Source organism: Syntrophorhabdaceae bacterium (assembly GCA_036504895.1).
GTDB lineage: Bacteria > Desulfobacterota > Syntrophorhabdia > Syntrophorhabdales > Syntrophorhabdaceae > PNOM01.
This window is the reverse complement of the sequence record DASXUJ010000054.1, coordinates 1-19,702: the sequence shown is the minus strand read 5'-3', so window position 1 is coordinate 19,702 and position 19,702 is coordinate 1. Positions and strand designations below refer to the sequence as shown.

Here is a 19,702-nt window from a genome sequence, read left to right as displayed (position 1 = left end):
CATGCACGCAGGCTTCTATGACCGGGAACTTTCCCGGTACGCTTCAGAGCAGCTTATCGGGTGTGATCGGCAGGTCCCGTATCCGTGTTCCCGTCGCATGGAAGACGGCGTTGGCGATTGCCGCGGCCACGCCGACGATGCCTATCTCGCCAAGCCCCTTGATGCCGAGAGCGTTTGCCGCGTCGTCCTGCTCTTCCACAAAGATCACCTCCATGTCGCACACATCGGCATTTACCGGCACGTGGTAATCCGCCAGGTTATGAGTCATGAAGCGGCCGAAATTCCGGTCGATTACGCTCTCCTCTTCCAGGGCCGTGCCGATACCCATAACCATCCCTCCGAGCACCTGGCTTCGCGCCGTCTTCGGGTTTAAAATCCGGCCGAGGGCGAGGGCGCTGACGAGCCGAGTCACACGGGTCGTGCCCAGGTCCCGGTCGACCCTCACTTCGGCGAAGACTGCCGAGTGGGTAAAGTGAGAAGACTTGCCAATATCCGGCGCCGGTCCCGCCGACACCTCCGCCTCGATAGTACGGGGGCCGCTATGCCGGATCGCGTCCATGAGAGGCAGGGTGCGGGAGCGGTCGCTCCCGAGCCTTATCTGTCCCTCGGCAAACTCCACGTCCTCTATTCCGGCATCTGCAAAGGGCGAGCCGGCAATATTCCGCGCCGATTGGAACAGCCTTTCCCGTATCTTTCCACACGCGGCCCTGACCGCCGATCCCACCGACAAGGCGGTAAAGGAGCCTCCTTCGACCGGCGCATTCGGCAAAGACGAATCGCCGAGTCTGAAAGTCACATTTTCCAAAGGCAGTCCGAGCATCTCCGCGGCAATCTGGGTCATGATTGTATAGGTGCCGGTGCCGATATCGGACGTCGCGCTGCCGACCGTGAGTTTTCCATCCGGAGTAAGGACGGCTTTCGCATCCGCCGGCGCGTGAAAGGCGTCCCACATGCCTCCGGCCATTCCCCAGCCGATCAACGCGCTGCCCTGCCGCATGGACCGCGGCTCGCGCTTACGTGCCGCCCATCCGAATTTTTGGGCGCCGAGGCGATAACAGGAGCGAAGCGCCTTGCTCGACCATGGCTTGTCGTTGATCTGGTCCTTTTGCGCGTAATTCCTCAGTCTCAGCTCGACCGGATCGATGCCGCATTTATGGGCGAGCTCGTCCATGGCACATTCGAGGGCAAAGAAGCCCCACACGGCGCCCGGGGCACGCATATCACCCGGTGTCGAGAGGTCGAGGGGCACGACCTTCTGACGGAGATGGATGTTATCGCATTGGTAAAGCAGGCCGGACCAGTTGGTTACCGTCTCATTGTAATCCTCGTATCGCGACGTCTCGGCTATCGCCTCATGGGTGATCGCCTGGAGCACCCCATCGGACTTGGAGCCGAGGGCGACGCGCTGCCAGGTCCCTGGACGGCGGGAGAGGCTGAACATCTGTTGACGGGTAAGGGAGACCCGGACGGAGCGCTTCAGCTCCCGTGCCGCCAGCACGGCCAGAAATACCTGGTACTGGGGGCGCAGCCCCGAGCCGAATGCCCCGCCGACAAAAGAAGAGATGACCCGAAGATCGTCGTGGGAATAGCCGAATACGTTACAGAGGTAGTTCCGGACATTCTGCACCCCCTGCGTTTTATCGTAGACGAAGAGCCGGCCTGTCTCGTCCCTGAATACGGTGGTGGCGAAGAGCTCCATAGGATTGTGATGCTCGCAGGGCGCGAGATACTCCGCTTCAATCCGTATCGCCGCTTCATTCATCGCTCTTGCGGCATCGCCCCTCTGTCCCTGGAGCACGATAAACTCTCGCGGTTTCGGTTCGTACGCCCTCTCCATCTCCTCGCAGAGGTCCGTGGCATGGGCCGAGGGCTCGTATTCGACCCGGACGAGAGAGGCCGCATATCGGGCAAGCTCCAGGGTTTCGGCGACTACCAGCGCGATCGGCTGGGCGCTGAACCTGATCTCGTCGTTGAAAAGGGGTCGGAAAGGAGAGCCGGGAGGCGCCACCTCGTCGATGTAATCCTCATCGGTCTCTCCCCGGCGAGGACTGTTATGGTGAGTGAATACCCGCAGTACACCCGGTAGTTGAAGGGCGGCGGAGTCATGGATCGTCCGGATCTTTCCCCTGGGGATCGCGCTCGACACGACCCAGCCATAGACCAGGTCCGGGATGTGTATCTCGGCGGGATATTTTGCAACCCCCGTCACCTTGGCGCGACCGTCTACCCTGCTCGTGGGCTTCCCGATGTAGGCGGTCTTCATAAGAGTACCTCCCCGAAGGCGGCCGTGTGTAATGCCCGAACCACGGCACGTCTGGCCATTTCGATTTTGAAGCTGTTGTATTCGAAACCTTTCGCTTCCCGAAGGAGCGCTTCGGCGACCCGCTCAAACGTCTCCCCGGTGGCACGCTGGTTGTCGAGCAGACTCTCCGCCTGGGGATCGCGCCATGGCCTGTGCGCGACGCCGCCCAGGGCGATGCGCGATTCCCTGATCCTGTCGCCGTCCAGATCGAGGGTAGCCGCCACGGAGACGAGGGCGAAGGCGTATGATGCCCGGTCGCGGACCTTAAGGTAACAGTGGTGATCCGCAAAGCCTTTCACGGGCAGATCCACTGCCGTGATAATCTCATTGAAATGGAGATTTGTCTCGATGTGCGGGGTGTCTCCGGGAAGACGGTGAAAGTCGGCGAAGGGCATCGAACGGTCGCCTTCAGGCCCGCTCACGTGGACCTTCGCTCCAAGAGCGGCCAGGGCAACGCACATGTCCGACGGGTGGGAGGCGATGCAGCGCTCGCTCGTGCCCAGTATTGCATGGGCGCGGTTGAACCCGTTGAGGGCGGAGCAGCCGCTTCCCGGTATCCGCTTGTTGCAGGGGGTAATAATGTCATAGAAGTAGCAGCACCGGGTCCGCTGCAGTAAATTGCCGCCCAGGGTCGCCATATTGCGCAGCTGGGGCGAGGCCCCCGCGAGGATCGCCTTCGCGAGCAGCGGATAGCGGCGCCCTACCTCCTCATTATAGGCGACGTCCGTATTGGTCGCGAGCGCGCCGAGTCTCAAACCACCTTCCCGGTTGGGAAGGATCTCCTTGAGGGCCAGGCGCGAGATATCGATCAGCCGGTCCGGCCGCTCGACGCCCTCCTTCATGAGATCGAGGAGGTTCGTGCCGCCGGCGATGAACCTGGCGGCCCGGTCCGTAGTCGCTTCACGCACCGCGTCCGCCGCGTCTTCGGCGCGGGTGTAGGTAAAGGGGTTCATTGTCCGCCTCCCTTTTCCTTCATCCCCATGACCTGTTCGATTGCCGCGACAATATTAGGGTAGGCCCCGCAGCGGCAGATGTTCCCGCTCATCAGCTCCCGGATGTGGGTCGGTGATTTCGCCCTGCCTTCCTTCAGTAATCCGGCGGCGGAGCAGATCTGCCCCGGGGTGCAGTATCCGCACTGAAGGGCATCGTGCGCGATGAATGCCTCCTGCAAGGGGTGGAGCGCCTCCCCTTTGGCGAACCCCTCGATGGTCGTCACCTCTGCTCCGTCATGCATGATCGCGAGGGTCAGGCATGAATTGATCCGCACGCCGTTCAGCAGCACCGTGCAGGCGCCGCACTGACCGTGGTCGCACCCCTTCTTCGTGCCCGTCAGATCGAGGTCTTCGCGCAGGACATCGAGCAGGCTCGTCCAGGGGGCAACCTCCAACTGTCTCATGACCCCGTTAACCTTCAGGGTGATCCCGGTTTTGGCAGCCGGAGAAGGGGATGCCTTGGCCGCAGTGTCAGTCATTTGATCGCTCTTCATATTTACTCCTTATGGTGCCTGTTACCGGACAGTCACGTTGGAGAACCGGACTTCCTTTTCTTCTTTTCGTTACGGGGAATAGAGAAAAGAGCAGGAAAATTGCCAATTGATGGTAAGATCCGAGCCGGCCCGCAATACCGCCCGCGTCCCGTCGATCATCATGACAATACGCTAATCATTGGATACCTTGGAATCAACTGTAGGGTTTTAGGCACTTCCAGCTTTCAAATCACGCCATTTTCCTCGCCGGTCTTTCCGCTGGTACGGTAACAAGGCTTACGGCGATGAGCTATTTCTGAATGAGAAGTGAAGGAGCCTGAAGAGATTTGGAAATCCAACATATTTCAGACAAAGAGATGATTTTGTTTGCAAATCAAGATATATATCAATTGACCAATCAACGCATCGGTCCGAGAACAAATTCATTGCAGGTGCGGAATGGGGTGTGCGTCGTTTTATGAAAAGCAGGGACGGGTATCAAGTTGTCCAAGTCAGAGACTCGGGAGTAGGCATGTTTTTTGTTATACCTATGGCGGGGACTGATGCGCTGGGGTACCCTTTTAGACCAAAGCTTGTTGCTGAACGTGAGCCCGCAAAGTAGGTAAGAGGTGTGGGAGACGGTCGTAAATAAGTAATAACTCATGGAAAGGAGAACCGTTTCTAACTTCCTGAAAGAGAGCCCATAGTATTCTTCTCTCTCGCGCTGAGTTTCATGCCTCTCATGCTTCACGGGAACGGGAGGGTTCTATACTCCCTGCGCCTTGCGAGCACCGTCGGGACCCACTCGGGGAGGAGAAACGCTCCGAAGGATAGCCAGCCGTGCCTGAGGAAGTACGACGAGTTTGGTGGCTGAGTGCCGGACGAACCGTCTTTTAGTGGGTAACGGGCGCAGCCGAAGCGGGGAGTATAGGGCCCTCCCGTTCCCGTGGCCACCAAATCCCCACTCCAATGGGAAGGGCTGTGATCGGTTCCATATGAACTGCCGCGTCGGCGGAGATCGACTCTTTATCGCTCGTTATTAATGAAAAGGGGCCGCGTCCTTTTCGGAACGCGGCCCCTTTGTCGGTCTTAGACTTTCTTAATAATTGTACGCCGTAGGCACGTTCTTAGCCTTTCCCTGGCCCTTCCAGTAGTCGACGCGGTCTTTATATTACGGAATATTGGGGGGTCCCCAGGGGCTGACTCCGTTCAACCATACGATAATTTTGCCGGCTTGATCGCCGGAGGCCAGCACTTTGCCGTCCTGTCTAAAAGTCAGGAAATTCACCGGGCTACTTTCGACACTGAGCATCTTCCTTCGAAAAGGGGCTTCCGTCTCCCATAGATCGATTCGCCCATTGTAGTACGATGAGGCGAGCGTCTTGCCATCGGCGGCATATTTGAGGGAGAGCACCATAGACCGTTGGGTGGTCGGTATCAGTTTCAAGCGAGATGCTGCAGCCACATCCCAGAGCACAATATTGGGAAAATTACCACCTGACGCGAGGACCCTGGCGTCCGGCGCAAAATCGATCGAACAAACCCTGCGGGAACGGGCGTCAAGGGTGGCTATTCTGTTCCCCGTGGAGGGGTCCCACATAATGACCAACCTGTCTTCGGAGCCTGAAGCAAGCACCCTGCCGTCCTTACTAAACACAACGCTGTTGATCGCGCGGTCGTGACCTTTAAGTTCTTTCACCTTCTGCCATGTCGCAACATCCCAAAGAGTGATTAAACAATCGGTTCCTCCGGACGCGAGGAGTTTTCCATCAGGACTAAAGGCCAAAGAACTGACCCAGGAGGACCCTGCTTGGAGGCTCTTGGTCTGTTTCCATGTCCCGGTATCCCACAGAATGATGCGAGAGTCGCTGCCGCCCGATGCGAGGACCTTCCCATCAGGGCTGAAGACTACTGAATTAACCGAGCCTTTACCTGCCGGACCCCCCCACGAATCAATGTCGCCATGGCCCTCGAGGGCCACAAGTTTTTTTCCAGTGGTAGCATCCCAAATCTCGACGTTTCTGGCATTATGTCCCGACGCAAGGAGCTTGCCGTCGGGACTGAAGGCGAGCGAATTTACGGCGGACCCGGAAACTATCTCAATTTTTCCCTGGTTCGTGTCAGCCACACCGTGGGGTATTGCAAAAACCACTGATATGACGATACAGAGGACGGAGAACGAAATGAACTTTTTCACAAGGAAGACCTCCTCAACAAGAATTAGTTTGAACCCTTAACGGGCCTGACAGCGTCAATAAAGCCTCATGACCTGAGGGTGGCGGGTAGGTGGCTTCTTTCTTACCCTATTGTCCTATAAATCCCGACGCATTACAACCATTCCGAGAAGTATCCTGAACGAGCCGCGGGCGTCCCCCCGGGCGACTTCGTGGAAGAGCGTCCGAACCGGCGGCGCATTCCTTCACTCCGCCGACGGCGTAGCCAACGTTGCCTTCCGGGTGTAAGTACCAAACCCATCTTCCTTCGTCATCGACTGGGCTGGTCAGGCGTTTTGACCTCAGGATTCTCCTGTTCTCCGTGAGGTGGCTGCTCAACAAGGGATTTGCTAAGGTCAGCGAGGAAGGCTTCCACGGTTTTGGTCGTGGATCCGGAAACCATCGTCCTCATGGCGCTCTTTCTCGTGCCTACCGACGTGAGGCTTAGCGGTGAGTCAGGATCCCCATCTTTCATGTCAGAGCAATATCTGTTGTTGAGGGACTTCGACTTCACGCTAAATTGAGTCAGGCCATGGACCCGAAGAAAAAGGAATCCAAAAATTCTGGGGCTCAAGACTTCAAGTTGGACCTGGATCACATTGTCAGACGAATGTTCAATTGAGGCGGACGATTCCTTGGCCATTCGCAGGAGATAATTCTTGAAGAAATCAAATCCGTCTTTATCGTCAAATTCAGTGCCCCCTGCCGGAGCAGCATCCGAGCATGCTAATTGGGTATATTCCCCTCTTAGGTCGGTAAATACGAATTGAACGGATCTGCCTCCCAGATCAATCGGCTTCTTTGGCGCGTAATAAGGAGCGTCTGCCGCAGCGCCGTGGCACAGCCCCGGCACACCGCACCACAACATAGCGGCAGTAAAAGCGAAAAGCATCAGTTTTCCTGGTATTCCTCCGAAACGCCCGCCACTCTTCATTCAAAGTACCTCCCCGGGAATTTGCACAAAAATTGTTACACAGTCAAGTTGTAAAGTCAAAAAACCCTCCAATAAGGAAGGGAAAAGTAGTCATAAGGGAACAGCCGCAAATAAGTACGTAGTTTTTGATATTAGGGACGACCGCAAGATAATAAATATTCTTAGCGCTCTTTGTAAGGTTTGTCGAGCGGGCCGGATAGTGCATAATGTACCAGCTTTTTTGTGGTAACAGCGGCTACATAGAGGAAGCCCTGGTGTCGACTCGTAGGTGCATTCTCAGGTGCAGCACCTAAATTACCCTCTCTTATGCCGACCCGGGCATATGTCGGAGTAGAACCATTTTCGCATATTAATAATAGACGATTAAAATAACGAATGAAACAGGATTTGGAGTTGGTAGGGCAGGAAAGAGCTTACGAACCTTTGAAGTTATATGAGAAAAATGGTGCCGAAGGCGGGATTTGAACCCGCACGAGTCGCCCCGCCACCCCCTCAAGATGGTGTGTCTGCCTATTCCACCACTTCGGCATCAGGTGTGTTTCTATTTACCACAAAACCATTATCTATGGCTATAAAAATATGCAAGGAGCATGCTCGTGACCATGAAGATCGCGACCGTGGCCGTGGTCAGTTTGGTCATGAAGACTGTTGAGCCCGAGCTACCGAAAAGGGTCTGGCTCGAACCGCTCCCGAAGGCTGCCCCTATCTCCGAGCCACGACCTGTCTGGAGGAGGACGATACATACGAGGGCTATGGACGCTAATACGTGTATTATACCGATTGCTGTCAACATTTCTTCTTCTCCGCTGCGTTTTTAATTATAGCCAGAAAGCCTTCGGCTTTCAAGGATGCGCCGCCCACAAGGCCGCCGTCGATATCTTCCATGCCGATGAGATCGCCGATATTTTCCCCTGTGACGCTTCCGCCGTATAGTATACGCACGTTTTGATCGAAATCTCCATACATATCGGCGATCAATTGCCTGATAAAGCGGTGGACCTCCTCCGCCTCGATGGGCAGGGCGGTCTTACCTGTTCCGATGGCCCAGACCGGCTCATAGGCGATGACCACATTGTCGAGGGAGGCTACGCCGTAGAGGCCCTTTTTCAACTGCCCACCTATCACGAACTCCGTCACCCCCTGCTCCCGCTCTTCGAGCGTCTCGCCCACACAGAAGATCGGCTTCAAACCCTCGGTAAGGCATTTCTTGACTTTGAGGTTTACGGTCTCGTCCGTTTCATGGAAGTATTTCCTCCGCTCCGAATGACCGATAATTACATAGGCGCACCCTGCGTCCCTGAGCATGGAGGGGGCGATTTCGCCGGTGAAGGCGCCCTTGTCCTCGTAGAACATGTTTTGGGCGGCAAGAGAAACCCTGGTGCCCCTAATTACCTCATTGACCGCACTGAGGGCGGTAAAGGGGGGCGCGATTACCACCTCGCCCTGATCGAGCCCGCCTGTCCCCTCCGCCACCGCGGCAGCGAGAGTCCTCGCATCGGAAATCGTGGTATGCATCTTCCAGTTCCCCGCAATCATCCAGTTTCTCACTGTGGCCTCCTTATGCGCCGAGCGCGGCGACTCCGGGAAGTGTCTTACCCTCGAGGAGTTCGAGGAAGGCGCCTCCGCCTGTAGAGATGTAGGAGATCTTCGCGCTTTCACCCGCCTGATGGACCGCGGTGTCCGTGTCTCCTCCGCCCACTATGGTGAGGGCGCCGGAATTGGCTACCGCCCGGACCACGCCGAAAGTCCCCTTGCTGAAAGGCTCGAGTTCGAACATGCCGAGAGGCCCGTTCCATACGATCGTTTTTGCGGTTTTAACGGCATCGGAGAAAAGAGAGGTCGTGGCGGGTCCGATATCGAGGCCCATCCAGTCCTTTGGCATCGCTTCCACGGTCACCACCTTCATTTCCGCGCTTGCCGAAGGCTCGGGAGCGATCACCGTGTCGACGGGCAGGTAGAGTTTCACGTTCCGGGCCGCTGCCTTCTCCATGATTCCCCGGGCCGTATCGAGCATATCCTCTTCGCATTTCGATTTCCCGATCTCGTATCCCTTTGCTTTAAGGAAAGTAAATGCCATTGCGCCGCCGATAAGGAGCATGTCCACCTTCTCGATGATCTTCTCGAGGACGCCGATCTTGTCGGAAACCTTTGCCCCTCCGATGATCGCGGCCAGCGGCCTTACCGGGTTCCCCATGGCTTTATTGAAATAATCGATCTCGTCCTTGAGGAGGAACCCCGCGGCGCACTCTTTCACCAGGGCCGTAATGGCCGTGTTCGACGCTGCCGCCCTGTGGGAGACGGCAAAGGCGTCGTCTATGTAGACGTCGGAAAGGGCTGCCAACTGTTTTGCAAAACCTTCGTCGTTCTTCTCCTCTCCTATGTAGAACCGGAGGTTTTCAAGGAGTATGACGTCTCCAGGCTTCATAGAGGCCACCGCCTTCTCCGCCTCGGGGCCTACGCAGTCGTTTACGAAGAGGACCGGCTTTCCCGAGAGCTCCGAAAGCCTTGCCGCAGCCCGTTTCAGAGAAAATTTGTCGTCCCTCTTCCCTTTGGGCCTGCCCATGTGGGACGCGAGGATGACTTTTGCGCCCTTTTCGGCTGCGTACCCGATGGTCTTGAGATGGGCTTTTATTCTCGTATCGTCCGTAATGTTGCCCGCGTCATCCGTGGGCACATTGAAATCGACGCGGATGAACACCCTCTTACCGGCCAAATCTATCTGATCTATGCTTTTCATTTTTTGCTCCTGTCTGGTATTAACGGAACCGGGAGATCCTCACCTCATGATGAAGGAAAGGAGCTCCGCCATCCTGCTTGAGAAACCCCACTCGTTGTCGTACCAGGAGAGTATCTTCACCATATTGCCGCTCACCATTGTGTTGGGAAGATCGACGGTGCTCGACGCGGAATTCCCATTGTAGTCCCGTGAGACGAGGGGCTCATCGCTGCAGAAGAGATAGCCCTTCATCGGACCGTCGGCGTACTGTTTCAGCTTCGCGTTGACCTCTTCTTTGGTGGTGCTCTTCGCCAGGGTCGCCACGAAATCGACGAGGGATACGTTGGGGATAGGCACCCTGATAGAGAGGCCGTCGAGTTTTCCCTTCAGCTCGGGGATGATCTCGGAAATCGCCTTCGCTGCCCCCGTGGTGGTGGGGATCATGGAGAGGGCGGCCGCCCGGGCCCTTCGCAGGTCCTTATGGGGCTCATCCTGAATGACCTGGTCGTTGGTGTAGGCATGGATTGTGGTCATGAGGCCGCGCTCGATGCCGAACTCGTTATGGAGCACCCTCACGATGGGGGCCAAACCATTTGTGGTGCAGGACCCCATGGAAATAATGTGGTGTTTGGTCTTATCGTAGACTTCCTGGTTCACCCCGAGCACGAAGGTCACATCGGGATTTTTGGCCGGTGCGGAGATTATGACTTTTTTCGCCCCGGCGGCGAGATGCTTCATCGCCCCTTCCCGGTCCGTAAACCTTCCCGTGCTCTCGAGGGCGACGTCCACGCCGAGGTCTTTCCATGGAAGCTGCTCCGGGTCCCTCACCTGATATGTCTTTAATTCCTTCCCGTTTACGATGATGGAATTATCTGTAGCCTTTACCTCCGCGTCCAGTATCCCGTGGACGGAGTCGTACTTCAGAAGGTGGCCGAGTGTCCTGGCGTCAGTGAGGTCGTTGACTGCAACGAATTCCACATCTTTGTTCCCAAGGCCCGCCCTGAAGACCAGCCTCCCTATCCTGCCAAACCCGTTGATTCCAACTTTGATAGACATGGAAACCTCCTCCCTTTTTTCTTAATACTAATCAAACAGGTCCCTTCTGTCAACCGATTTCCTTGTAAAGTCGGGATTTTCAATGGACGTGGCAAGAACCGAAGTCGGAAGAGCGGACGAGGATTTCCGGCTCATCTGGAGCACGACTTCAGGATGTGTTATAAATTGTGACTGCTATAGAAAGCCGGGGCGGGGAAGGTGATGAGGAAGACAGTATTCAGAATAGCCAAAATGGATTGTCCTTCGGAAGAACAAATGATCCGGATGAAGCTGGAGGCTATAGACAGTGTAAAATCACTTCATTTCGATATACCCGGGCGCACGCTCGAAATCAATCACCAGGACAACTACGACGGCCTCCTTGCCGCCCTCGACTGCCTCGACCTCGATACGAAGCTTCTTTCTTCCGAAGAGGCCGATCTGCAGTTCGTGCAGGAAGATCACCACAAGGAAAGGCACGTGCTTCTTCAGGTCCTCGCCGTCAACTTCGGCTTTTTCGCCCTTGAAATCATTACAGGCCTAATCGCAGGCTCCATGGGCCTCGTCGCCGACAGCCTCGACATGCTCGCCGACAGCATCGTCTATGGATTATCCCTGGGCGCGGTGGGCACCGCGATCTCCCGGAAAAAGAAGGTAGCCGGGATTGCAGGGTATTTTCAGCTGGGCCTTGCCATTGTGGGGTTCGCGGAGGTGATCAGGCGCTTTCTGGGGCATGGCGAGGCCCCGGATTTTCTTCTCATGATCGTGATCTCATGCCTCGCCCTTGGGGGAAATACGGTCTGCCTCTATCTCCTCCAAAAGGCGAAAAGCCGTGAAGCCCATATGCAGGCGAGCATGATCTTTACCTCGAACGATGTAATCGTAAACGCCGGCGTCATCGTCGCCGGCATCCTCGTCTACCTCAGCGCTTCGAATCTTCCCGACCTGATCACAGGGACAATAATCTTTCTTTTAGTGGGAAGAGGGGCCTACAGGATCCTGCGGCTGTCGCGATAGGATTCTCAAAATACGTTATTGGATTATACTTCGATCTCGATATTTCGCCCCCTCCTCGTCGGGGGCTCGCTTCTCGTGACAGTGGTCGTGGTGCCTCCCGATACATAGACCCTGCCGCATTCCGGACACACCGCCGTGTGGATCTGCACGTTCTGCCTCACCACCGTATTGCCATCTGCCTCCGCCTTCAACTGCTCCCGCACCACATGCTCTCCTTCATGGGTGCTGACCGCGGACGCTGCCGCCTCAGGCGACACGTGGGCCGCTGATTTGAAAGAGACCCCGGGGTCGTTTGATTCATCCTGATAGGTCCTTGCATCACATGTCGTACACTCACGGGACCCTATTTCGCGGGAATCCGGCGCCGAAGACGGGCCGACCACAGCTTGGGAAGAATGTCCCGAAGGCGCAGCGACGCCGCCCGCACCGGGCGACCCGTATGGCGAAGAACCATAAGAAGGAGTGAAAGAAGGGGATTGCGGAGCAGATGGGATATATAGGTCCTTCCCGACGAATGACCCGCCCCCGGGATCACCGGAGCCACCCGTCCGCGGATCGGGCGTCCTGTCTGTCAAGCCATGGGCATGCAGCGTCCCCCGGCCGACGGCCGGCACACTCATACCCATAGAGACATGCCCCTGTAGTAGCACCACACCATTTTACAATATTATCGGCGAGAGGAGCGAAAACTTAAGGGCAGGCGAAATGGCCAAATCAGTTTTCGGACCGAGGCTATCTCGAGTCCGCCTCCGGAAGAAACCAGCCACGCCCGGGATCGGCATATCTATAAGGGTGATGAAGTCGCTCAAAATAATTCGCCTGAAACAAGTCATCATTTACCGACACTTATCTGCGGGGAGCGGTTCAGAGGCCAAAGTTCCCGCCGAAGTGCTTTCATCCCGACCCTTCTTCTGGTAAACTGAAGTCGCTATCTCACCATATATCTGAAAGAAGGAGGGTGCAATGGAGAAGGGAAGGGCCTTGTGTTCCGGAGGACCGTGGAGGAGAAAAGTCCCGTCATTTATCGTCATTTCAATTCTCGTCGCGGGAATTTTCTGCTCCCCGGCCCTTGCCGCGAAGAAGGCCACGGGCAAGACACCCTCCGGGACCGAGGGGGAAGTGGCGGCGATCGTGAAAAAGATGGCCGATCTCTATAAAAAGAAAGACGCGAAAGGTCTCACGGCCCTCTATTCGAGGGACAAGGGCGCCCTCGCCATCGGCATGGGAGAGGATGAAAGGCTGGTGGGCTCTCAGAAGATACGGGAGGGCCTGGAAAGGACCTTCGCAGACTTTGGGGAGATCAAGTCCGTAGAAATAATCCCTTTCGCCACCTCCTACTCGGGAAAAACCGCCTGGTTCGCCGCCCGGATGCAGACGACCGCCCTCAATGGCGGCGCGGCCATGACCTTTTCGGCACGACTGACCGGTGTCCTCATGAAACAGGACAAAAAGTGGCTCTTTGCCCAGACCCACCTCTCCCTTCCCGGGGACCCGGGAAAAGCCGGACTCTACGCCCTGCCTCCCGCAGTCCTGGGCAGGATACAGAAAAAGCTCTCCACCGTGCTCAATCTCATGGACGCCGAGCTCGGCGACACTGCATCCCGTTTATCGAAAACGGGTATCTCGGGGGACGAGGCGCGAAAGATGATCGAAGGCCTCTGCAAGAAAAGCGCCTATGCGGTTGACTGCGCCGCCATAGACGGGAAAGGAAAGATGGTGATAGTAGAGCCCCAGGGGTACAGAAAATTCGAAGGCGCCGATATAAGCGGCCAGGAGCATATGAAAAGGCTCCATGCCACGGGCAAGCCTGTATTCAGCCCGGTCTTTCTCTCCGTTGAAGGTTTCGCGGCGGTGGACCTGGAGTACCCCGTGTTCTCGCAAAAAAACGAGCTTCTCGGATCGGCGAGCATCCTTCTCAACCCGGAAACTGTCTTTTCGAAGGCTGTCGCCGATGAAATGAAAAAGGCCCCATCCTTCGAAATATGGGCGATGCAGACCGACGGTCGAGTCCTCTATGACCGAAACAGGAAGAGAACAGGCACCGTACTTTTCAAGGATGACTTATACAAACCCTACTCGGAGTTCCTCTCTCTCGCCGAGCGGATCGCAAAGGAGAAGGAAGGACACGGGTTTTACCGCTTCTCTACGGGCGACACCGACAAGGCCGTGACACAGGAGGCATTCTGGACCACAGTAGCCCTCCACGGCACCGAGTGGCGGCTGGTGGCAAGCCGGCAGGCGGAACCTCAGGGGGGAACCAAATAACCAGGGCAGCTTAAAAAAAGGATGGGATCGTTACTGAATGCCGCCTGAAAGCCCGGGGGCCCAGATGGCAGAATCGGGGGGATTATATATGAGGCATTTATTATATCAATCCGCGTGTTATGGCATAGTGCATCAACTGGCTGATTCCTTTCATGCCCAGTTTCTGTAAGATAATGGCGCGGCAGGTTCTCAAAGTATCCGCACTTAAATGGAAACCCTCCGCCATTTGGTTTACCGTCTTTCCTCTGCCAATCATGACCAGCACCTGAAGTTCACGGACGGAGAGTTTGTCGTGAGGGGCCTGCTCGGCACCCGTTTCGAAGTCGGACAGCATTTTGTCCGCAAAGGCCGGACTCACATACTTCTTGCCGGACAGGACTTTACGCATGGCTTCCAGCAACTCTTCGGTGGCACTTTGTTTGGAGACGTATCCATACGCGCCGGCCCTTAGTGCGCGGGTTGCGTAGTCTTCCTCGGGGTGCATGCTTACAATAAGAACGGGGAGTTTGGTATTTTTCTTCTTGATCTCCTCAAGCACTTCAATACCGCTTATGTCGGGAAGATCGATACCGAGGAGGGCTATATCGTAGCGATTTTTGCGGGCATTCCATATGAGCTCGTAACCCGCTGCAAATTCATCGATTGTCGCGCCATAAAAGCTTTCCAGTATAATCTCCTTCAAACCAATGCGCACGATGGGATGGTCATCCACGATAGCGAAACGGAACATGATTACCCTTGCACCATATGGCGTGCGGGATAGGACTCTTCCTTGGGGCGGGTATGAAAAACAGGTTTTTTTATTCTCTTCATGAGCCCGAAGGAATCTGCGGCCTCCGCGATGAAATGCTCCTTCAAATTTCCCAGGATTTTCCTTTCTATCTGCCTCACCCGCTCCCGGGAAATGTTGAAGACAATTGCGATCTCCTGGAGGGTTTGAGGTTCTTCCGACATGATGCGGTGATCGAAAATGAAGGCCGCCTTGACGTTCAGCGAATCCCTGAAATTCGTGATTTTTCTTGAGAACAGCTCCTTCTCCTCTTTGCGGTTCACTATTTCGAATACATCATCATTGCTCCGTAGCGTGTCCATGACCGTGTCGTCACTGTCGGCATAGGCGGGGGTCTCAAGAGAGAGGTCGCCCGACAGTACCCTCTGCTGCATCTCTTCCACATCCCTTTCCTCCACCTGGAGGGAGGTGGCGATAATGTGCGGCTCGGGATAGATGCCGAGGGCTTCGAGCCTTCTCGTTTCCTTTTTCAGACCAAAAAAAAGCTTCCTCTGACCCTGGGTGGTGCCTATCTTGACCATGCTCCATGAATCCATGATGTACTTCAACATGTAGGCCCTGATCCAGTATGAGGCATAGCTCGAAAATTTCGTGCCTCTATGGGGATTATATTTCTTTACCGCGCGGAGTATCCCGTAATTCCCTTCCTGGATAAGGTCGAGGAGATTGAGGTATGTACCATAGTATCCGAGCGCGATCTTTACGACAAGCCTGAGATTTGCCGTGACGAGCTCCCGGGCCGCATCCGGATCCTTGTGGTCGAACGCGAGCAGGGAAACCGCATGCTCTTTTTCCCGCGTCATTAACGGGCACTTCGATACCTCGGCGAGATAGGTCTTTAGGGCATCGAAAGGAACGGCCAAGCCCTTGTCTTCATTGGGCTCTCCTTCCTTCTTTCCATTGGCGGGAAATAAATCATCAATCATAGATTAATCCTTTACCTTTTGTGGGCTATATCGTCATGACCGGGCAAAATGCTGCGGCGCGTGCGCGCCCAACCGGAATGGCCAGACGTTCAATCTTTTGAATCCTGTATATGAAGTCTCAGGGGCGACCGTTCTCCCCTCATTGTGCCACTTTTGAAATTTACCACACGATATGCTCGTTTATATGTCACGTAAACGACAAAAATTTCGTCATCATTCATGATGTAACTCGTGGGTCCGGAAATATTTATCGTGCAGAATTAAGGAGTTGTGGCCACTCTTCCCTTTTCCCCTGAAATACTTTATAGATGTTCCTATCTGCTTCCTGTCACTGAAACGAGAGACCGCCATCTCACCGCTCCCTCGTCTCGACCATTCCGCCGGCATGTCATACGGATCTTGACAGCCTCCCCTTTGCGGTGTATAGCGATACATACATGGAGGTGTATATTGAGAACAAACACAGTCCTCGATGAGGAGTTGGTGGCTGAGGCTTTTAAGCTCAGCAAAGCAAGAACGAAGAAAGAACTTGTCCATGAGGCGCTGGAGGAATTTGTTGAAAGCCGTAAACGTCTCGACCTCCTTGACCTTGCAGGTAAGATTAAGTTCGCCGGGGACTACGATTATAAGGCTCTGCGTGAAGGGAGATGATTCTTGTCGATAGGTCGGTTCTCATTGACTTTTTGAGGGGTTCAAAAACCGAAGGGCAGCCGGAAACTCCAGGATATCCTGGAACGAAAGATACCCTTCGGAATAACCTCCTTTATCTTGCAAGAGGTGCTTCAAGGGGCCGCTTCGGAGAAAGAATTTTCCCTTCTCAGACGCTATTTGTCTTCACAACGTTTCTATCACCTGAAAGACCCTGTAGATTCTTTCGCGGAAGCTGCGAAACTTTACATGGAATGCCGTAAGAAAGGAACCACCATCAGGAGCACAATCGGCTGTCTCATCGCGCAGACCGCCCTGGAGCACAACCTGATACTCCTTCACAATGATAATGATTTTGATGCGATATCAGAGGTCGTCCCTCTCAGGTTCTGGTGAGGATGGAGGAGATACTAAGCGCCATTGGGTTCCGGGGGAAGGTGTTCCACGAGACGCAGTATTTTGCCGATCCATTTGAGGCCCCCGTCCGGCGGCCTCAGCGGGTTGAGCGAATGGCGTGAGGTCCCATTGGATAAGGGCCGCATCCGTCATCTTCGTCGCGCGGAGCTGCCGGTCGACACGGTCGAGCTGGCGCGTTATCTCATTGGCAAGACGCTGGTCCATGATCTCGGAAAGGGCAGGATAAGGGGACGCATCGTTGAGACGGAAGCCTATGTCATCGACGATGCAAGCGGGCATGCCTTTCGCGGACGGACGCCACGCAATCGCTCGCTATATCTTGAACGCGGCCATGCGTACGTCTACTTAGTATATGGTTCGTCGTATTTACTCAACGTCACAAGTGAGTTGCCCGGGATCGGCGCAGGGGTGCTGCTGCGCGCACTCGAACCGCTGGAAGGAATCGCGTTGATGCAAGCTCGTCGTGGTTCAACGCGGTTACGTGACCTCGCGAGAGGGCCGGGCCGGCTATCCAAGGCGATGTGGATCGACGCGGGATACGACGGTGTAGACCTATGCACGGACAGGTCGCTGTGGCTCGGTCCGGCATCGCAGCCGACCCGCCCAATCGGAAAAAGCGTGCGCATTGGTTTAACGCGGGAGGTGGAGCGCATGCTCCGCTTTTTTGAGTCCGACAACCCGTTCGTGAGCGGTCCGAAGCAGCCCCCGGAAGGTTCTGACAAGATAGTGATATAGTTATGGATGTCCCCTCAGCCGTCCTCACCACGTTTCTATCACCTGAAAGACCCTGTCGATTCTTTCGCGGAACCTGCGAAACTTTGCATGGAATGCCGTAAGAAGGGAATCACCATCAGGAGCACAATCGACTGTCTCATCGCCCAGACCGTCCTGGAGCACAATCTCATACTCCTTCACAGCGATGACGATTTTAATGCAATATCAAAGGTCATCCCGCTCAGGTTCTGGTGAAGATGTGAGCACCTCGCAGACGTGCCGGGCCACTGGGTGAGGATCGATCCCTGCGGCCATAAGGCGGTTCTTCCCTCCTTCTTTTCTTTTGCATGCAAAAGAACCAAGTAATGGTAATGGTGACGCCATCTCTAGGCAAAAATTATACCAAACAGTCATCAATTATGTTTTATTGTTGACAATAACAATCTTGTTTTGTAAGATTTTTTCTTACAGTTACCCATTTCTACTTAAAAAGGCTTAAATTTTCCGCTTTTGGAATATATACACGATCCGTCCGATAAGGCCCTGAAAAGGATTATTGATGTCGGCCAAGCGAAAGATTCTAGTTGTCGATGATGATTTTATGATCTGCACAGTAGTAGAATTCAGCTTGAAAAAGCTCGGTTATGATGTAGTAGTAGCCACGACAGGCGAAGACGCACGTAAACTATTCCTGAACAAACGCTTTACACTCGATCTGGCTATGGTGGATGAACATCTTCCAGATGCCAGCGGCAGGAAACTTTGCGGGGAACTTGCAGGGATACGTCCAGATGTTTTGTTTGCCTTGCATACAGGCGATGACCTTGTTTTTTCTGGTGAAATGCGGTTAGATGGAATTCATGCCGTGATACCGAAGGGTCTATCAAAAACTGAGCTTGGAGAAGAGTTACGTCACATATTCGAGCATACTTCAGAGACGGAGCGGATAATCAAGATGAAATAATTATTTTCCCCTGATTTCCGCCATTGAAGTTCCCGCACATTGCGCATAGCAGAGTCCCAGAGTATGGGAATACAAATAGATTGTGAGGGGGACGGCCGAAAGCGACATCCTTTACTTTTTCACTTTCATTTTTTTCCATAATCACAAGAGGGTATACTCTCTCTCCTTCGCGAGAGCTTCTCCTCTTCTCACTGTTTTCGTAAGGGCTGCGGGAGAAAGGCTGAATTGCCGTGCCAGCTCGGTCTGGCTCACCCCTAATTCCCTGACGGCCCAGTAGCAGTAGAGGCTTCGGGCTCTTACCCGGTCCGGGTTTTTCCCCGCGCCAAAAAGATCCTCCATCTCAGCATGAAGCACCTCGCAGACGCGCCGGGCCACGGCGTCGAGATCGATACCAGCGGCCATTAGGCTATATCTTCTCTCCTTCTCTTCTTTTGCGTGCAAAAGGACCCGGTCAACGAATTCACCGTCTCCCAGTATACGCTCATCGGACTTTTGGAATACCTTGTCCCGGCGGTCCGAGATTACCTGTTTCCATCCTCCGCTGCTACGGATGAGTCCGCCGCCCGTAAAACCGTTTTTATTGTCCAAGAAGAGGCCTTTACTAAGAAAGTTACGGTATCGATTCCGGGCGATGTGTATCTTATCCGAAAAGAGGCGCAGCACCCCTTTGGTATCCTGCCAGTCGTGGTTATATGAGCCCATAAGGGTGCCGTGGCCGCAATAGGGGTATTGGTCGAGTTCCGAAATAGAAGAGACAATGCTGGCACGGATAGGGTTCAGGTGGATATATCGCATCAGTTCGAGAAGATAGGGCTCCTCCTGACACAAAATGGATTTATACCTGTTCTGAAAGAGATGGCCTGAACGGGTATGACGCCTGTTAAAAGAGACGGCATAGCCGGTGAGGAGTTTCTGCATCACATGACTTACCGGCATTGTACCGGTCTTCAGGAGCAGGTGAAAATGATTGGGAATAAGGGCCCAGGCATAGCATGAAGTAGCTGTTTCCGACAGAATATGAGAAAGTCGATCGATAAACCGGTCCCGGTCAATATCATCCTCAAAGATGACCCCCCGATCTATTCCCCTCACCATGATATGATGAAGGGCACCTTCCGCGTCAATGCGTGATCTCCTGGGCATGAAGGGAGTATATCATGGGAGGAAAAGGAACGAAAGTGAAAAAGTAAAGGGCGTCCCCCTAGATACCTCAAAATGGATTTATACCTGTTCTGAAAGAGATGGCCTGAACGGGTATGACGCCTGTTAAAAGAGACGGCATAGCCGGTGAGGAGT

General features: G+C 54.6%; 19 protein-coding genes, 1 tRNA gene and 1 pseudogene. 7 read left to right on the top strand and 14 right to left on the bottom strand.

Features of this window, described 5'->3' with window-relative positions:
- Positions 1-43: 43 nt before the first annotated feature.
- The 10 genes from VGJ94_06970 to gap form a co-directional block, all read right to left on the bottom strand.
- On the bottom strand, positions 44-2,263 hold the full coding sequence (locus VGJ94_06970) for a xanthine dehydrogenase family protein molybdopterin-binding subunit (protein HEY3276345.1): 2,220 nt from the start codon (positions 2,261-2,263) through the stop codon (positions 44-46).
- Complete coding sequence (locus tag VGJ94_06965; protein HEY3276344.1) at positions 2,260-3,255, bottom strand: xanthine dehydrogenase family protein subunit M; 996 nt, start codon at positions 3,253-3,255, stop codon at positions 2,260-2,262. The genes VGJ94_06970 and VGJ94_06965 overlap by 4 nt, the downstream gene beginning before the upstream one ends.
- A complete protein-coding gene (locus tag VGJ94_06960; protein HEY3276343.1) occupies positions 3,252-3,788 on the bottom strand; it encodes a 2Fe-2S iron-sulfur cluster-binding protein in 537 nt (178 codons plus the stop codon). The genes VGJ94_06965 and VGJ94_06960 overlap by 4 nt, the downstream gene beginning before the upstream one ends.
- 1,150 nt (positions 3,789-4,938) lie before the next feature.
- On the bottom strand, positions 4,939-5,964 hold the full coding sequence (locus VGJ94_06955; GenBank protein ID HEY3276342.1) for a WD40 repeat domain-containing protein: 1,026 nt from the start codon (positions 5,962-5,964) through the stop codon (positions 4,939-4,941).
- 287 nt (positions 5,965-6,251) lie between these two features.
- Positions 6,252-6,914, bottom strand: coding sequence for a hypothetical protein (locus VGJ94_06950; GenBank protein ID HEY3276341.1), 663 nt, complete (start codon positions 6,912-6,914; stop codon positions 6,252-6,254).
- A 443-nt stretch (positions 6,915-7,357) separates the two neighbouring features.
- Positions 7,358-7,442: transfer RNA gene (locus VGJ94_06945), tRNA-Leu, on the bottom strand.
- Between the two features lie 31 nt (positions 7,443-7,473).
- Entirely contained in the window at positions 7,474-7,707 is a 234-nt protein-coding gene (secG, locus tag VGJ94_06940) for a preprotein translocase subunit SecG (protein ID HEY3276340.1), read from the bottom strand.
- Positions 7,701-8,462: a triose-phosphate isomerase gene (tpiA, locus tag VGJ94_06935; GenBank protein HEY3276339.1), complete on the bottom strand. Its 762-nt coding sequence runs from the start codon at positions 8,460-8,462 to the stop codon at positions 7,701-7,703. The genes secG and tpiA overlap by 7 nt, the downstream gene beginning before the upstream one ends.
- A gap of 10 nt (positions 8,463-8,472) precedes the next feature.
- Positions 8,473-9,651: a phosphoglycerate kinase gene (locus VGJ94_06930; protein HEY3276338.1), complete on the bottom strand. Its 1,179-nt coding sequence runs from the start codon at positions 9,649-9,651 to the stop codon at positions 8,473-8,475.
- Positions 9,652-9,690: 39 nt separating this feature from the next.
- Positions 9,691-10,686: a type I glyceraldehyde-3-phosphate dehydrogenase gene (gene gap, locus VGJ94_06925; GenBank protein HEY3276337.1), complete on the bottom strand. Its 996-nt coding sequence runs from the start codon at positions 10,684-10,686 to the stop codon at positions 9,691-9,693.
- A 201-nt stretch (positions 10,687-10,887) separates the two neighbouring features.
- Here gap and VGJ94_06920 point away from each other — a divergent pair, with 201 nt between their 5' ends.
- A complete protein-coding gene (locus VGJ94_06920; protein HEY3276336.1) occupies positions 10,888-11,682 on the top strand; it encodes a cation transporter in 795 nt (264 codons plus the stop codon).
- A gap of 23 nt (positions 11,683-11,705) precedes the next feature.
- Here the strand turns inward: VGJ94_06920 and VGJ94_06915 are convergent, their stop codons facing one another.
- Entirely contained in the window at positions 11,706-11,939 is a 234-nt protein-coding gene (locus tag VGJ94_06915; GenBank protein HEY3276335.1) for a hypothetical protein, read from the bottom strand.
- A gap of 706 nt (positions 11,940-12,645) precedes the next feature.
- On the opposite strand from VGJ94_06915, the gene VGJ94_06910 reads away from it, so the two are divergent.
- Positions 12,646-13,947 carry a nuclear transport factor 2 family protein gene (locus VGJ94_06910; GenBank protein ID HEY3276334.1) on the top strand — a complete coding sequence of 434 codons (1,302 nt, stop codon included), beginning with the start codon at positions 12,646-12,648 and terminating at the stop codon, positions 13,945-13,947.
- Positions 13,948-14,047: 100 nt separating this feature from the next.
- Here VGJ94_06910 and VGJ94_06905 read toward each other — a convergent pair whose 3' ends face one another.
- On the bottom strand, positions 14,048-14,677 hold the full coding sequence (locus tag VGJ94_06905; protein ID HEY3276333.1) for a response regulator transcription factor: 630 nt from the start codon (positions 14,675-14,677) through the stop codon (positions 14,048-14,050).
- Between the two features lie 2 nt (positions 14,678-14,679).
- On the bottom strand, positions 14,680-15,663 hold the full coding sequence (locus VGJ94_06900; protein HEY3276332.1) for an RNA polymerase factor sigma-32: 984 nt from the start codon (positions 15,661-15,663) through the stop codon (positions 14,680-14,682).
- 450 nt (positions 15,664-16,113) lie between these two features.
- On the opposite strand from VGJ94_06900, the gene VGJ94_06895 reads away from it, so the two are divergent.
- The 5 genes and pseudogenes from VGJ94_06895 to VGJ94_06875 all read left to right on the top strand — a co-directional run bounded on the left by VGJ94_06895 (position 16,114) and on the right by VGJ94_06875 (position 18,406).
- Positions 16,114-16,314: a type II toxin-antitoxin system VapB family antitoxin gene (locus VGJ94_06895; protein ID HEY3276331.1), complete on the top strand. Its 201-nt coding sequence runs from the start codon at positions 16,114-16,116 to the stop codon at positions 16,312-16,314.
- Positions 16,315-16,377: 63 nt separating this feature from the next.
- A pseudogene (locus VGJ94_06890) lies at positions 16,378-16,707 on the top strand (PIN domain-containing protein).
- 129 nt (positions 16,708-16,836) lie between these two features.
- A complete protein-coding gene (locus VGJ94_06885) occupies positions 16,837-17,463 on the top strand; it encodes a DNA-3-methyladenine glycosylase (protein HEY3276330.1) in 627 nt (208 codons plus the stop codon).
- Between the two features lie 87 nt (positions 17,464-17,550).
- Positions 17,551-17,697 (top strand): PIN domain-containing protein, encoded by a 147-nt coding sequence (locus VGJ94_06880; GenBank protein ID HEY3276329.1) that lies wholly within the window; start codon positions 17,551-17,553, stop codon positions 17,695-17,697.
- Between the two features lie 304 nt (positions 17,698-18,001).
- Positions 18,002-18,406 carry a response regulator gene (locus VGJ94_06875; GenBank protein ID HEY3276328.1) on the top strand — a complete coding sequence of 135 codons (405 nt, stop codon included), beginning with the start codon at positions 18,002-18,004 and terminating at the stop codon, positions 18,404-18,406.
- A 141-nt stretch (positions 18,407-18,547) separates the two neighbouring features.
- On the opposite strand, the gene VGJ94_06870 is transcribed toward VGJ94_06875, so the two are convergent.
- Positions 18,548-19,549 carry a transposase gene (locus VGJ94_06870; protein HEY3276327.1) on the bottom strand — a complete coding sequence of 334 codons (1,002 nt, stop codon included), beginning with the start codon at positions 19,547-19,549 and terminating at the stop codon, positions 18,548-18,550.
- Between the last annotated feature and the right edge of the window lie 153 nt (positions 19,550-19,702).

Bases quoted from the DNA above. Each gene is read 5' to 3' on its own strand.
- VGJ94_06970 (HEY3276345.1), bottom strand. From the start codon at position 2,263: ATGAAGACCGCCTACATCGGGAAGCCCACGAGCAGGGTAGACGGTCGC.
- VGJ94_06900 (HEY3276332.1), bottom strand. From the start codon at position 15,663: ATGATTGATGATTTATTTCCCGCCAATGGAAAGAAGGAAGGAGAGCCC.
- VGJ94_06910 (HEY3276334.1), top strand. From the start codon at position 12,646: ATGGAGAAGGGAAGGGCCTTGTGTTCCGGAGGACCGTGGAGGAGAAAA.
- VGJ94_06920 (HEY3276336.1), top strand. From the start codon at position 10,888: ATGAGGAAGACAGTATTCAGAATAGCCAAAATGGATTGTCCTTCGGAA.
- VGJ94_06960 (HEY3276343.1), bottom strand. From the start codon at position 3,788: ATGAAGAGCGATCAAATGACTGACACTGCGGCCAAGGCATCCCCTTCT.
- secG (HEY3276340.1), bottom strand. From the start codon at position 7,707: ATGTTGACAGCAATCGGTATAATACACGTATTAGCGTCCATAGCCCTC.
- VGJ94_06875 (HEY3276328.1), top strand. From the start codon at position 18,002: ATGTCGGCCAAGCGAAAGATTCTAGTTGTCGATGATGATTTTATGATC.
- VGJ94_06905 (HEY3276333.1), bottom strand. From the start codon at position 14,677: ATGTTCCGTTTCGCTATCGTGGATGACCATCCCATCGTGCGCATTGGT.
- gap (HEY3276337.1), bottom strand. From the start codon at position 10,686: ATGTCTATCAAAGTTGGAATCAACGGGTTTGGCAGGATAGGGAGGCTG.
- VGJ94_06870 (HEY3276327.1), bottom strand. From the start codon at position 19,549: ATGCCCAGGAGATCACGCATTGACGCGGAAGGTGCCCTTCATCATATC.
- VGJ94_06950 (HEY3276341.1), bottom strand. From the start codon at position 6,914: ATGAAGAGTGGCGGGCGTTTCGGAGGAATACCAGGAAAACTGATGCTT.
- VGJ94_06965 (HEY3276344.1), bottom strand. From the start codon at position 3,255: ATGAACCCCTTTACCTACACCCGCGCCGAAGACGCGGCGGACGCGGTG.
- VGJ94_06880 (HEY3276329.1), top strand. From the start codon at position 17,551: ATGGAATGCCGTAAGAAGGGAATCACCATCAGGAGCACAATCGACTGT.
- VGJ94_06930 (HEY3276338.1), bottom strand. From the start codon at position 9,651: ATGAAAAGCATAGATCAGATAGATTTGGCCGGTAAGAGGGTGTTCATC.